This is a genomic window from Halobacillus litoralis (assembly GCF_020524085.2).
Lineage (GTDB): Bacteria > Bacillota > Bacilli > Bacillales > Halobacillaceae > Halobacillus > Halobacillus litoralis_E.
The window spans coordinates 2,191,796-2,205,273 of record NZ_CP129016.1; the positions used below are offsets into that span (position 1 = coordinate 2,191,796).

The following is a 13,478-nucleotide window of genomic DNA, read 5'->3' on the forward strand; positions in this document are numbered from 1 at the left end:
CATAGACTGATAGAAAAAGACGTAGAGAGGGGTTTGGTTGTGAAAAAGAACATCCGCGATGTACGCAAGAATATAGCCGATCGTAAAAAGAGAAAAATGCATAGTCAGGGGACAAGCCCGCCGGGACGTTTCTCTCCACCACAGGATGAAGAAATGCATGGCTATCCCCCACTGGTTAATACCTATGGCCATAAACCGGTGAAGAAGGAAGATCAGTCAAGTGCTACGTCTCGTTTAGGCCTACAGGTGTTATTCGCTGTTTTACTTTTTGCCGTCGTAGCCGTAGGGAAAAATACGGATCTCGCTGTTGTGAAAGTGCCGGGCGATTGGGCAGTTAGTCAAATGCAGGAAGAATTCCCTTTTGCCAAAGTAACGGCCTGGTACAGCGACCGTTTCGGCGATCCATTACAAGTCATCCAGCCGGATGATGATGCGGATCAAGAACCTCTTGCCATGCCTGTAAATGGAACCGTGACGACTCCCTTTCAAAATGATGGGAAGGGGATTATTTTAACAACGGAAAATGGATCTCAAGTAAAAGCGGTGCGAGAAGGAACTGTCATTTTTGCAGGCAATGACCCGGAGTCAGGAAAGACGGTGGTTTTACAGCATGAAGATGGAACGAAAACCACGTACGGGTATCTATCCGCTATCGATGTCCATTTATATGAACATGTCCAATCGCAAAAGGATTTGGGATCCGTGAAAGCGGAAGAGGGGCAGGCAGCTGAATTTTTCTTCGCTATTGAAAAAGACAATACATTTCTAGATCCAGTACAGGTGATCAAAGTGAATGAAAGTCCTTAAATTTCACGACTATATCCATGTTCACCCCCTCTTCTTTTTGCTCGCTCTTTCTGCTTTGTTGACAGGGGCGATTTATGAATTTATCGTTTTATTTTCTATCGTGTTTGTTCATGAACTGGCCCATTTCCTTATGGCCAAACGGTTTAAATGGCGTGTGGAAAAAATGGAAATCTGGCTGTTCGGTGGGGCTGTAGTGAGCGAAGAGCACAACACAAGGCCCTTCCGGGAGCAGATGTTTGTAGTCATGGCTGGTCCTTTTCAGCATTTGTGGATCTTTGTCTTACTTATGACCATTCAATCCATGATAGGCGTTCACCCTTTATTAGATGCCGCCTTTTTTTATAATGGGGTAATTTTTATTTTTAATATGCTCCCGGTTTGGCCGTTAGATGGGGGTAAATTGCTCTTTTACTTATTGAATCGTTTCTTTGCATTCAGAGTTAGTCTTGCTCTAGCTCTCAGCCTATCACTTCTATTCATGACAGTTGCTGGATTTTGGATGTTTATGGAAGGACGCTGGACGTTAGCTGCTATCCTTCTCACCGCTTTTTTAGTTATTGAGAACATCCTGGAATGGAAACGGAAGACTTACACGATGATGCGTTATCTCCTTTATTGCACGTATCAAGACAGGGAAACATTGAAAACCAAATACGTAAACGTGCATCAAGAAACGCTCGTCCGTGATGTGCTGAAGAACATCCACTCCAATCGGCGCCACAAGTATGTATTGAAACATACGAATCCTTTCTATATAGTAGATGAACAAGAGTGTCTCCGCGCTTTTTTTGAACAAAAAAAACCGCATTTAAAAGTCCGGGACATTGCTGAAATCGCTATATGATGAGGGATGACATGAGAAAACTAGTATTACATACAAAGGCAGCTGAAAAATCGGGAGTGGTCATTGAAAATGGGGAAATCCATGAATATGTTATCGACCGGCCCGGTGCTGAAAAGCTCACGGGCTCTATTTTTTTAGGTAAAGTAGAACGGGTGGATCAAGGTTTGGATGCCGCCTTTATTGACATAGGAGCGGATCGATCAGGTTTTCTAAGGAAGGATATGGTTCCATGGTGCGAAGGGAACTTATCAACTGCATTGAATGAAGGGCAGAGAGTTGCTGTACAAGCGATAAAGGAACCTGTGGGGAACAAAGGTGCTGCACTGACCGCTAACGTGACTTTGCCTGGGTTGTACACCGTCTATCAACCTTTTGCTCAAGGGAAACTTTCGATTTCACGAAAGCTGGAAGTCGAGAAAAGAGCTGAGCTGGAATCATGGTTAGAGCAGGAATTGGAAAGTCCTGAAGGTTGTATCATACGAACGGCAGCTGGAGACGTTGCTCCCGAGACCGTTATCGAAGAGCTAAGAGGCCTCCGGGCTGAGTGGAAAACGATGGTACAAAATAACCTTAATCAACCTTGCTGTTTATGGAGTGAGGCGAGCATTCCTGATGCATTCCTTCGTAAATTTCCAGTGACGACCATTCAAGAAGTGCTCATTGATGAAGCGAGCACATCTAAGCGTTTAAAGGAAAAGTTTCCTTCTTTGGCAGAACGCATCCGCTGGGAAAGTGATGTGGAAAAAAAATATGCCTGTATCCTTGGCGCGTCTCCAGGAGCAACTCATCAATCCTCTTGTTGAATTGAATAATGGGATTAGCTTAGTCATTGAAGAAACGGAAGCGATGACAGTGATCGATGTCAATAGCCATAAGATGAAAGGGCGTTCTTTTTCAAACTCCCAGGCTCTTGATGTCAATAGGGCAGCAGCAAAAGAAATTCAAAAGCAGATTCGTTTAAGAAATTTATCCGGCATCATTCTTATTGATTTCATTTCAATGAAAAATGAGAATAAAGAGAAACAGATCGTCTCAGAAATGAGAGATCTTGTGAAAAAGGATCCTACGAAGACGAACGTGTTCGGAATGACTAAGTTGGGACTTTTAGAATTGACCCGGAAAAAGGAAAATGCCAGCCTCCCTTCGTTATTAACCAACCCTAGGGAAGTGAATTTCACGGATGAGACGGCTGTTTATCGTTTAGAAAGAGAGCTTCTTCGGAAGAGAGAAGCGGAGGCCTTGATGATCGCTGTGCATCCGAAGTTCATGGATTGCAAAAAACGATTGCTTTCTGAGCCGATTTCTAGTAAAATTCCACAGGAGCTGTTTGTTAGGCAGGATGCTGACATCTGTGGCTATCAAATAGAGCTTGAAGGGTCTTTGGACATGATCCGGGAAGCTGTTCAGCGTCGCGGATATCATGTTGACAACTTGTTTTGATCTGTGGTAACATTGTTTTGTTATTCTAGTAGCACTCCGTTGCTACAACCGCACAGAACAGGTTTTAAAACCGATTTCCGGTACCTGAATGGCGAGTCTGAGTATATTGAGGAGGTGCAAGTATGTACGCAATTATTGAAACTGGTGGTAAGCAGGTAAAAGTAGAAAAAGGCCAGGAGATCTATGTTGAAAAAATGGACGTAGAAGCTGGTGAGTCTATCACTTTTGACAAAGTTCTTTTCGTAGGTGGAGATAACACGAAAGTTGGTGCTCCATACGTTGACGGTGCTTCTGTAACAGCTAAAGTTGAAAAACAAGGCCTTCAGAAGAAATTGACTGTCTTCAAATACAAGCCTAAAAAGAACTACAAGCGCAAACAAGGTCATCGTCAGCCGTACACGAAACTTGTCGTTGAAGAGATCAACGCGTAAGGTTCGTAACGGATGATACAAGTATCGATGTTTCGCACACAAGGAGAAATTACAGGCTTTGAAATTTCCGGACATGCGGAGAGTGGCCCTTATGGTCATGATCTCGTTTGTGCAGCCGTATCGGCTGTTTCGTTCGGTGCTGTCAATGCCGTTATAAGTCTTTGTGGATTCGAACCTGATGTCGAACAAGGTGGTGAAGGTGGTTATTTAAAAATCACTCTTCCTGAAGATTTGGATGAATCCATTCATTCAAAAGCTCAAACCTTATTAGAAGGCATGCAGGTGTCCTTGGAAACGATTGAACAAGAATACGATCAATATATGAAAATATCCCAACGATAAGGAGGTGAAGACTCATGCTACGTCTTGATTTGCAGTTTTTCGCCCAGAAGAAGGGTGTAGGTAGTACAAAAAACGGTCGTGACTCTGAGTCCAAACGTCTTGGAGCTAAACGTGCAGACGGACAACAAGCAACTGCTGGTTCCATCCTTTACCGTCAACGCGGTACAAAGGTGTACCCTGGTGCGAACGTTGGCCGTGGTGGAGACGACACATTGTTCGCGAAAGTGGACGGTGTTGTTAAATTCGAACGTTACGGACGTAACCGTAAAAAAGTCAGCGTTTATCCTGTAGCACAGGAAGCGTAAGCGAATAGTCCATCAGCAAAAAAGCCGCGCTTTGCTTTTCGCATAAGCGCGGCTTTTTTTATATCTTCAACTTCATTTTTCTATTTAGCAGGTTTGACAGGGATTTTTACTCGTTCGTGTGGGGGGAGATTCTCTAGTCCAATTTAACCCATCCATGTTCAATGGGTTTGTTCTTCCTTCCACTCACCCGCACATAAGTAACGGAACCTACACGCTGAGGTTTTTTGTTTCCTTGAATTTTTGCTATACTTTTTATTATTATGGGTTGAACGAGGGAGCTGAAAGGATGGAAGAAAAAGAAATTATTGCGTTGCTCAGACATAAGCGTCATGACTGGATGAATCAAATTCAATTGCTTCAAGGATACGCTACCCTTGGAAAGCAGGACCGTTTGCTTTCACAAATGGAAGAAATTAAAGAAGAGGCGGAAGAAGAACGGAAATTATTGAACAGTGATGCTCTGAAATTTCCTTTATGGTTGTTATCTTTTAATTGGGTACATAAGACCTACCGACTGCGCTATTTCATAAGGGGAGAAGTTGATTTATCCCGTCATGATCATACATTGTTGGCTTATGGAAAACGGATGATTGAAATCATGGATGGACATATTGGGAATGAAGAACTTTATGAAGGTACATGTACCATCTATGTAGGTGGGCAGGACACGCTTGGATTGAGCTGGGAATGGGAAGGTCTATTTCATGAGCCGGACCGTTTGAAAGAGACGCTCAATGGAGAAGGATTTATTGCAACGATTTTTGACAGTAAAGAACTTTCTATTGAAATGACAATAGAATGAAGAGGTGAATAGACATGTTTGTCGATCAGGTGAAAGTATTTGTAAAAGGTGGAGACGGTGGAAATGGTCTTGTAGCTTATCGCCGTGAAAAATTTGTACCACGAGGCGGACCCGCAGGTGGCGATGGTGGAAATGGTGGAGATGTCATTTTTGAAGTCGATGAAGGTCTCAACACGTTGATGGACTTCAGATATCAACACCATTTTAAAGCGGCTAAAGGTGAAAACGGAATGAACCAGAAGCAGCATGGGAAGAACGCTGATCCATTGGTTGTCAGTGTTCCTCCGGGTACGACAGTGAAAGATGCGGAGACAGATAAAGTCATCGCAGATTTGACGGACCATAAACAAAGAGCGGTCATCGCTAAAGGTGGGCGCGGAGGCCGTGGAAACGCGCGTTTCGCTACAGCAAGGAATCCCGCTCCTGAAATCGCTGAAAATGGAGAGCCAGGCGAAGAGCTTGATGTCGTCGTCGAATTGAAACTGTTGGCCGATGTCGGATTGGTCGGTTTTCCGAGTGTCGGTAAATCAACATTCCTATCCGTCGTAACCGCAGCAAAACCGAAAATTGCGGATTATCATTTCACTACTCTTTCTCCAAACCTTGGGGTGGTTGAAAGTCAGGACCATCGTAGTTTTGTGATGGCCGATCTTCCCGGGCTTATCGAAGGAGCGCATGAAGGAGTCGGTCTTGGTCATCAATTCCTGCGCCATGTAGAGCGGACGCGTTTGCTGCTGCATGTCATTGATATGTCTGGAATGGAAGGCCGCGATCCATATGAGGATTATGTAACGATCAATAATGAATTATCATCTTATGATCAACGGTTAGAAAACCGTCCTCAAATCATTGTCGCGAATAAAATGGATATTCCAGATGCTAAAGAAAATTTAGAACTGTTCAAGGAGCAGCTGGGGAATGATGACATTCCCATTTATTCCATCTCTACCGTTACACGGGACGGATTGGATGAATTGTTATATGCCGTAGCGGATAAACTGGATGAAATTCCGAAACAGGAAGAACAGGTCGAAGAAGTGGACGAGCGAGTCATCTACAAATATGAAAAAGAAGAAGCGCCATTTAAGATTACGCGTGATGATGATGGTGCCTATGTCCTTTATGGAGAAAAGATTGAATCCCTGTTCAAGAGAACAGACTTTTCCCATGACCAATCCATCAACAGGTTTGCACGTCAGATGCGGAGTATGGGTGTGGATGATGCACTCAGAAAACGTGGCGCGAAAGATGGCGACACGGTCAGATTAATGGATTATGAATTTGAGTTTGTCGATTAAAGGGGAGGATTTTTCATGGCGGATTACAATGAGAAATTTTATTTAGTCCGTAGCGACATTCTTCCTGAAGCTATGATGAAAACCATAGAAGCGAAAGAATTATTAGAGCGGGGGAAAGTAGAGTCCATTTTTGAGGCTGTCCAGCAAGTGGGCTTGTCCCGGAGTGCTTTTTATAAATATAGAGATGCTGTTTTTCCTTTTCAGGCAATGGTCAAGGAGCAAATGATTACATTGTTCTTTCACCTTGAAGATCGAAAAGGAACGTTGTCGAATTTGTTAATGACGGTTGCTAAGTCGGGTTGTAATGTTTTGACCATTCATCAGACAATTCCTCTTCAAGGAAAAGCGAATGTGACGCTCTCTTTGAATACTTCCGGAATGGAAGACAGCATAGAAAAACTGTTGCAGCAGCTGCACAAGTTAGATTTTGTAGATCGTGTAGAGATCTTAAGTACGGGAGCTTAATTGGAGGGGAAATCATGACGGAACAACGGATTGGATATTTAGGACCAAAGGGTACGTTTACAAAAATGGCAGTGGATGCTTTGTTTGAAGGTGGAGAGTTCATCGGTTACGAGAACATTCCTGCTTGTCTGGACGCGGTAGAAGCAGGGGAGATTAGTACAGCCGTTGTCCCGATTGAAAATGCGATCGAAGGTTCCGTACACTTGACGGTCGATTACCTCGTGCATCACGTCAACCAATCGATTATTGCAGAGTTAACAGTCCCGATCAAACAACACCTCCTCGTCCATCCGGATCATGAAGGGGAAATTAAAAAAGTTTATTCTCACAGCCATGCCATTGCCCAGTGTCACCAATACTTGCACACAAAGTACCCAAACGCTGAAGTTGAATACACAGCTTCGACAGGGAAAGCCGCTGAAATTGTAGCAAGCGAAGGCCCGGGTGTCGCTGCGATTGCCAATCATTTAGCGGCAGAGCAAAACGGTTTGACATTTATGGATACAGATATCCATGATTATGACAATAACCATACACGGTTTGCGGTCGTTCAGAAGGTCCCGACCACTTTGAAAGTAAAGGATCATCCTATAACAAAACATAAAACGACAGTAATGGTCACACTGCCGAAGGATTATGTCGGCGCCCTGCATCAAGTACTCGCAGCCTTTGCATGGAGAAAAATGAACTTATCTAAAATTGAATCAAGGCCGCTGAAGACTGGTCTTGGTAACTACTTTTTCTTGATAGATGTCGATCAACCATACGATCACGTGCTGTTTCCCGGCGTGCAGGCAGAACTTGAAGCGTTAGGATGTCAGTTGAAGGTGCTCGGAACTTATCCGAGTTACCAAGTCGATGTACCGACCCCTGTGAAATAAGCGTGACCCTCATAACCCCTGAATCCCTTTGTTAATAGGGATTCAGGGGTTTGTTTATATTTTCTTTCAAATTATTATAGGCTTTTTCATCAATGTTTTGGCTTGTGTTGCATAGAGTGTTATGAAGCTATTATTGCCTTATTGTTTTTACAGAATTACAGGAAGGGAGTTGCAGATGTGAGAATTCACATTGTACAAAAAGGAGATACACTCTGGAACATAGCCAAGAAATACGGGGTCGACTTTGAACAGTTGAAATCCATGAATACCCAGCTTTCCAATCCTGATATGATTATGCCGGGTATGAAAATCAAAGTCCCTCAAGGTACAAAGCAAGTGAAAAAAGAGGCTCCTAAAAAAGAAGCCCCTAAACAACAAGCACCCGCACCTAAGAAGGAAATGCCTTCACAACCACCATATAAAGATACGTCACCAAAACCGATTCCGAAGATTAAAGAAGATGAGAAGAAGCCAGTAGCTAAAGGTGTTATGGAAAAACCGATGAAACCGATGCAGCCCATCAATATGAATATGCCGATTACCATGCCGAGTATTGATCAGCAGATGCAGAATTATTATACAACTTTCCACCTTCCACAAATGCCGATGCCGCAGCCTAAAGAAGAATCACCTAAAGAGGCTCTGAAAGAAGAGGTAAAAGGAGAAAAGATGGAAGATGTGAAGGGGATGCAGTCTCCGGAACAAGCTCCAATGCCTCAGCAGCCGTATTATCAACCCATGCAGCAACCTATGCAGCAACCTATGCAGCCGCAGGCGATGCAGCCACAGTTGGTTCACACAGACTTTTACTGCTGCCCACCGTATCCTGTTATGATGCCGATGCACATGCCTATGCATCAACAGCCGATGCCAATGCAGCAGCCCATGCACATGACGGGGGACGAATCAAGCGATGATATGGTCCAAGGCGTGCAAGCAGGTGGAGACTGTGGGTGTGGTGGCGGACAGGGGCAGCAACCATATGGACCAATGATGGGACCGTGGGGTCAGTCTCCTTACGGCGCTCAGCAGCCATGGGAGCAAGCGCCATATGGGGGGGATGCAGCACCCAATGGGTTATGGACCGCAGCAACCTCCTCACATGGGATGGGGTCAGCCACAGCAAGGTTGGGGTCAACCGTATCCACAACAAATGGGGCAGTGGGATCCCCAACAGATGGGCCAAGGATATCAACAGCCTTGGAGGGAAGATGATGTAGATGAAAGCTGAACATCGAATGGGCGATTCATACACGGATCGCCTTTTTCAATGGATGCAAACAGAGGAAAAGCTTCCGATTGAATATGAACAGACCATCAAACCGAAGGTGTACAAAATCCAGTATGACGGGCAGCCATTTATTTTAAAGGGATACCGCCGGTTTCATGTGATTGAAAAACAAGTGGAGTTTTTCGAACATTGGAATTATGCGTATAAAATAGCTGCAAGACCGTACCCTTTCTATGATCGAGTTTTTACCATCAGTAAACTTGGTTGTGACTGGGCTTTATTTGAATGCGTGGAAGGAAGGCATGCAGACTTCAGCCGGCATATGGACAGAAAACAAGCGGTCCGTATTCTCCATCACTTTCATCGAACAACCAAAGGAATTGGAGTATTGTCGGTTCCTAAAGATCCACTATATGTTAAATGGGAAAGGCGCTTAGAACAATTTGAAGAAACGAAAGATCTATTCACAGAGTTACGGAAGCGGGAAATGTACCAGGAACTGCATGCTTGCATGAGCAAGCGTTTGGAAGATTTTACGAATCATCCCTTGGGGGAAGTTGAGGAGAGAGCCTGGGATCGTAATGAATGGCTTCATGGAGACGTGGCTCATCATAACTTCATTGTCGGTTCCGATAAGAATATAAAAATGATTGATTTTGACCTTTTGCATACAGGTCCTCGTTTATATGATCACATTCAATTGGCTCAGCGTTTTTTACCATACGTGGAGCTTAGGAAATCTACATTGTTGCCGTACTTTCCACATGTTAATGATAAGGAGATCTGGTGGAAAGGGGTCCTCGTCCCGGCTGATCTTTTAAGGGAATGGCTATATGGGTACCGCTTAAGCCTGAGAGAAGAAGCATCAATGCCGCGCCATATGAGAAAATTGGAAAAAGCATGGGAAAACCGGAAGAAGTTTGTCCGATATGCTGAGCATATGCTATGATTAGATATCATATGTGTGAAAGGATGAACAATCCGGTGGAACAGAAAGTTGAAAAAATCGTATCCTGGCTACAGGAAAAAGTCAAAGAGGCACATGTAGAAGGGTTAGTCGTCGGGGTCAGTGGTGGAATCGATTCCGCTGTCGTTGCCAACCTGATAAAGAGAGCATTCCCCGATAATTCTTTGGGTGTAATCATGCCATGTAAAAGTCAATCCGATGACCAAGTTCATGCAAAAAGCGTTGTGGAAGCATGTGACCTTCCAATAATGACCGTTGATTTAACGGAAACACACAACGTCATGTTCCGAACGATCAAACAGCAATTGAATGATGCTGGATCTTTCAATGAAGAACAAGAAAAGTTAGCTGATGCTAATTTGAGAGCCCGCCTACGAATGAGTACCCTCTATACAATTGCAACCAACCATAAATACTTAGTGGTTGGTACAGATAATGCAGCCGAATGGTACACCGGGTACTTCACGAAGTTTGGGGATGGAGGCGTGGATCTCGTTCCTATTTCCAACCTCACTAAAGGTGAAGTACGAGAAATGGCTAAATATTTGGGTGTACCTGATGAAGTGATCCATAAACAACCAAGTGCAGGATTGTGGGAAGGGCAGACAGATGAGAACGAAATGGGCACGAGTTATGATATGATTGATCGTCATTTGAAAGGGGAAGAAATCCCTGAAGAAGATCGAAATATTATTGAAGCGATGCACAAGCGCTCTGCGCACAAACGTCAAATGCCACCTGCGCCTCCGAAATAAGCTTGGCGAATATTGACAGACTAAAACATTCTTCTTGAACCCATAGTAAGGGTAAAAGGAGAATGTTTTTATGTGGAAAATTGTTAGTATTCTTATGTTGACCTCGTTATTCATGTTCGCATGTCAGGCGGATGAAACCGCGGAACCGAAAGAAGAAGAATCTTCCCCTTATCAACCTCTTGGTTATGCACAAGATGGAGCCATTGAAAGACGGGGGCAGATTCCTACAGGGAAAGACAGTTATTTCAAACGTACAGCAGAGGAAGAGTTCAGAAATGCGAAGTATGGCGAAACCAATCGTTCCCACGACAATGATTTTAATAACGAAGATGCCATGGCAGTTGTGGAGAAAGTCAATGAACTAAAAGAAATTACGATGACTCAAGCCTATTCGACCGATGAACGTATGTACGTGGCGGTCATGATTAACCCGTATGATCTCAGAGATAAGTCGATCCCGGAGAAAATAGAAGCCAAGGTAAAGCAAGTGACAGATAAAGACTTGATTGTCTATACGAATAACAATAGCTGGGATGAAATGAAAAACTTCAATGCAAGAGAATCGGAAGCACCTGATAAAATTAGACAGAGATTTCGTAACTTTTTCAATCAACAATAGGGGCAAAGGGTTTGCTTTCAAGAAAAATGGGGATTGTGATATATTAGAGAATAGAGTCCAATGCGTAAGTGAGCTTACGTAAAGATACATGGAACTATAAGATTTGTCTGGGAGAGGAGAATGTCCAATGGCTGGCCATTCAAAATGGAGTAATATCAAGCATCGAAAAGGTGCTCAAGATGCGAAACGCGGAAAACTCTTCATGAAGCTTGCTCGCGAAATTTTCATGGCGGCGAAACAAGGAGGCGGCGATCAAGAAACCAATCCTGCCCTGCGTATAGCTGTAGATAAAGCAAGATCAAACAATATGCCGAAAGATAACATCGATCGCGCCATTAAGAAAGCGACCGGAGATCTCGAAGGTGTCAATTATGAGGAATATACGTATGAAGGATACGGTCCTGGCGGGGTAGCGGTCATGGTTAAAGTGTTGACAGATAATAAAAACCGTACGGCAGCAGACGTCAGACACGCTTTCAATAAAAATGATGGCAACTTAGGGGAAAACGGCTGCGTGTCCTTCATGTTCAACCGCTCAGGCTATCTCGTCATCGACCGGGAAGCAACAGAGGCCGATGAAGAAGAAATGATGCTTGAAGTCATAGAAGCCGGTGCAGAGGAAATGGAAACAACAGAAGAACAATTTGAGATCTACACAGATCCGGAATCTTTTTCTGATGTAAAACAGGCCTTGGAGTCTAGTGGATATGTGTTTACCACAAGTGAAGTGACCATGATTCCTGAAACCTATACGGAACTAGGTGAAGAAGGCGTGGAAAAAATGTTGAAACTGATTGATATGCTCGAGGATAATGACGACGTTCAAGAAGTCTATCACAACCTTGATGCAGATGAGGCGATTCTGGAAAAATTATCGTGATCTCCCATTGCTATGATAATAACTTCTGTTTCTGGACACACTAGAAACAGAAGTTATTTTTATTTAGGGGGGATCCTGTCATGAAACGATGGGCCTTAATTGTTGGGTTAGCCATAGGCGTTGCTGTATTGAGTTGGTCGATCATTGATCAAACTCCACCGAAAACCTTTAAAGATAACACGCCACAAAGAGTCATCCAGGGCAAGGAGGAGCAATCAGAGTCAGTGGAAACATTGGTTAAGCCTGAACCTTTGAAATTGACAGTCATTCTGAAGGAGCATTATATAGATGGTGTGACAGAAACCACAAAGAAAGAAGAAACCATCTGGTCTATGATGGATTTTTGGGCTTCCTATGAGGGATGGACGGTTGAAGAACAGGAATTGGATCAAGTAGTTTTTCAAAGAGAAGTTGATGATATTTCTCCTTTGACAAAACAGACAGGGTATTTTGGTTTGACAGAGGATGGGGAATTAGCCGTCTTTCAAGGTCTTCCTGATCAAGGGAAGGTCATTGAGTCCTTTAAACCTATCCCCATTAAGCCGCTTGAAAGTAAAAGAGAGCATGAGTTGAAACAGGGGATTAAAATCAAGGACCACCGGCATTTTGAGCAAGTCGTTCGTCAATTTTCCAAAGAAGAGGAAGTATAAGAGACGTGAAACAGCCACCATTAGTTGTGGCTGTTTTGTTCCGTTTTAAGGGCGATTCACGGCTTTTATTCATGGGCGAACATGTGCTTGTATGTTACAATAGGAAGGATAGCAATAAAGGGTAGAGAGGGAATTTTACAATGATTAGTTACGTGAAAGGTCAATTGACGACACTCGATGAAGGGTCGTTGACAATAGAAACAGGCGGCATAGGATATGAAGTGCTATGCGCAAATCCATATCATTTTCAAGATTCGATGAACAAGGAAGTCAAAGTACATACGTACCATTATATAAGAGAAGATAATCAATCGCTTTTTGGATTCAAGAAAAAAGAAGACAAACAACTATTCGCTCAATTACTGAACGTTTCCGGGATTGGACCTAAAGGAGCTCTTGCTATTCTTGGAACCGTCAGCGTACCAGAATTCGTATCGGCCATTGAGCAGGAAGACGATAAATACTTAACGAAATTTCCGGGAGTAGGAAAGAAGACAGCTCGTCAGATGATCCTTGACTTGAAAGGGAAACTTATTGTCTGGCTTCCTGATGAAGATAATGAGGACACCCTTTTCTATCAGGAAGATTTAACATCGAAAGAGAAAAGGGCTGTAGTGGACGACGCAATTGAAGCGTTGAAGGCTTTAGGTTATACAGAAAAAGAAGTGAAGTTTGTCCGTACAGAACTTGAAAAAGCCAAACATGGCAGCGTGGATGATTATGTCAGACAAGGGCTGCAACTATTGATGAAATCTTAAGGT

At 43.5% G+C, this 13,478-nt stretch carries 18 protein-coding genes and 1 other annotated feature; all 18 genes read left to right on the top strand.

All coding sequences use genetic code 11. The annotated features are described in order from the left end of the window. Window positions 1–39: 39 nt before the first annotated feature. Window positions 40–807, top strand: coding sequence for a M23 family metallopeptidase (locus LC065_RS11000; protein WP_226591221.1), 768 nt, complete (start codon window positions 40–42; stop codon window positions 805–807). Further along, complete coding sequence (locus LC065_RS11005) at window positions 794–1,651, top strand: site-2 protease family protein (protein WP_306163409.1); 858 nt, start codon at window positions 794–796, stop codon at window positions 1,649–1,651. The genes LC065_RS11000 and LC065_RS11005 overlap by 14 nt, the downstream gene beginning before the upstream one ends. 11 nt (window positions 1,652–1,662) lie before the next feature. Then, a complete protein-coding gene (locus tag LC065_RS11010) occupies window positions 1,663–2,454 on the top strand; it encodes a ribonuclease E/G (RefSeq protein ID WP_306163410.1) in 792 nt (263 codons plus the stop codon). After that, the gene (locus tag LC065_RS11015; RefSeq protein WP_306163411.1) at window positions 2,402–3,091 is read left to right on the top strand and encodes a ribonuclease E/G; all 690 of its coding nucleotides are present in this window, start codon (window positions 2,402–2,404) and stop codon (window positions 3,089–3,091) included. Before LC065_RS11010 ends, LC065_RS11015 begins: the two co-directional genes overlap by 53 nt. Before the next feature lie 36 nt (window positions 3,092–3,127). Then, window positions 3,128–3,200, top strand: a sequence feature (ribosomal protein L21 leader region). Between the two features lie 13 nt (window positions 3,201–3,213). After that, window positions 3,214–3,522 carry a 50S ribosomal protein L21 gene (gene rplU / locus LC065_RS11020; protein ID WP_226591213.1) on the top strand — a complete coding sequence of 103 codons (309 nt, stop codon included), beginning with the start codon at window positions 3,214–3,216 and terminating at the stop codon, window positions 3,520–3,522. A 12-nt stretch (window positions 3,523–3,534) separates the two neighbouring features. Next, window positions 3,535–3,864: a ribosomal-processing cysteine protease Prp gene (locus LC065_RS11025; protein ID WP_226591211.1), complete on the top strand. Its 330-nt coding sequence runs from the start codon at window positions 3,535–3,537 to the stop codon at window positions 3,862–3,864. 14 nt (window positions 3,865–3,878) lie between these two features. Next, complete coding sequence (gene rpmA, locus LC065_RS11030; protein WP_035509352.1) at window positions 3,879–4,169, top strand: 50S ribosomal protein L27; 291 nt, start codon at window positions 3,879–3,881, stop codon at window positions 4,167–4,169. 286 nt (window positions 4,170–4,455) lie between these two features. Next, window positions 4,456–4,971 (top strand): Spo0B domain-containing protein, encoded by a 516-nt coding sequence (locus tag LC065_RS11035; protein ID WP_264187736.1) that lies wholly within the window; start codon window positions 4,456–4,458, stop codon window positions 4,969–4,971. Between the two features lie 14 nt (window positions 4,972–4,985). Further along, a complete protein-coding gene (gene obgE, locus LC065_RS11040; RefSeq protein ID WP_226591207.1) occupies window positions 4,986–6,269 on the top strand; it encodes a GTPase ObgE in 1,284 nt (427 codons plus the stop codon). A 15-nt stretch (window positions 6,270–6,284) separates the two neighbouring features. After that, complete coding sequence (locus tag LC065_RS11045) at window positions 6,285–6,734, top strand: ACT domain-containing protein (protein WP_206945807.1); 450 nt, start codon at window positions 6,285–6,287, stop codon at window positions 6,732–6,734. A gap of 14 nt (window positions 6,735–6,748) precedes the next feature. Further along, window positions 6,749–7,615 (top strand): prephenate dehydratase, encoded by an 867-nt coding sequence (pheA, locus tag LC065_RS11050; RefSeq protein ID WP_226591205.1) that lies wholly within the window; start codon window positions 6,749–6,751, stop codon window positions 7,613–7,615. A gap of 177 nt (window positions 7,616–7,792) precedes the next feature. Continuing rightward, window positions 7,793–8,830, top strand: a complete 1,038-nt coding sequence (safA, locus tag LC065_RS20505) for a SafA/ExsA family spore coat assembly protein (protein ID WP_371933325.1) — start codon at window positions 7,793–7,795, stop codon at window positions 8,828–8,830. Window positions 8,831–8,835: 5 nt separating this feature from the next. Then, complete coding sequence (locus LC065_RS11060; protein ID WP_306163412.1) at window positions 8,836–9,795, top strand: aminoglycoside phosphotransferase family protein; 960 nt, start codon at window positions 8,836–8,838, stop codon at window positions 9,793–9,795. 35 nt (window positions 9,796–9,830) lie between these two features. Then, window positions 9,831–10,568, top strand: a complete 738-nt coding sequence (gene nadE, locus LC065_RS11065) for an NAD(+) synthase (RefSeq protein WP_226591200.1) — start codon at window positions 9,831–9,833, stop codon at window positions 10,566–10,568. 70 nt (window positions 10,569–10,638) lie between these two features. Beyond that, a complete protein-coding gene (locus LC065_RS11070) occupies window positions 10,639–11,187 on the top strand; it encodes a YhcN/YlaJ family sporulation lipoprotein (RefSeq protein ID WP_226591197.1) in 549 nt (182 codons plus the stop codon). Between the two features lie 127 nt (window positions 11,188–11,314). After that, window positions 11,315–12,067, top strand: coding sequence for a YebC/PmpR family DNA-binding transcriptional regulator (locus LC065_RS11075; protein ID WP_226591195.1), 753 nt, complete (start codon window positions 11,315–11,317; stop codon window positions 12,065–12,067). 80 nt (window positions 12,068–12,147) lie between these two features. Beyond that, window positions 12,148–12,717, top strand: coding sequence for a BofC C-terminal domain-containing protein (locus LC065_RS11080; RefSeq protein ID WP_226591193.1), 570 nt, complete (start codon window positions 12,148–12,150; stop codon window positions 12,715–12,717). Window positions 12,718–12,857: 140 nt separating this feature from the next. Beyond that, the gene (ruvA, locus tag LC065_RS11085) at window positions 12,858–13,475 is read left to right on the top strand and encodes a Holliday junction branch migration protein RuvA (RefSeq protein ID WP_146812731.1); all 618 of its coding nucleotides are present in this window, start codon (window positions 12,858–12,860) and stop codon (window positions 13,473–13,475) included. Window positions 13,476–13,478 lie beyond the last annotated feature (3 nt).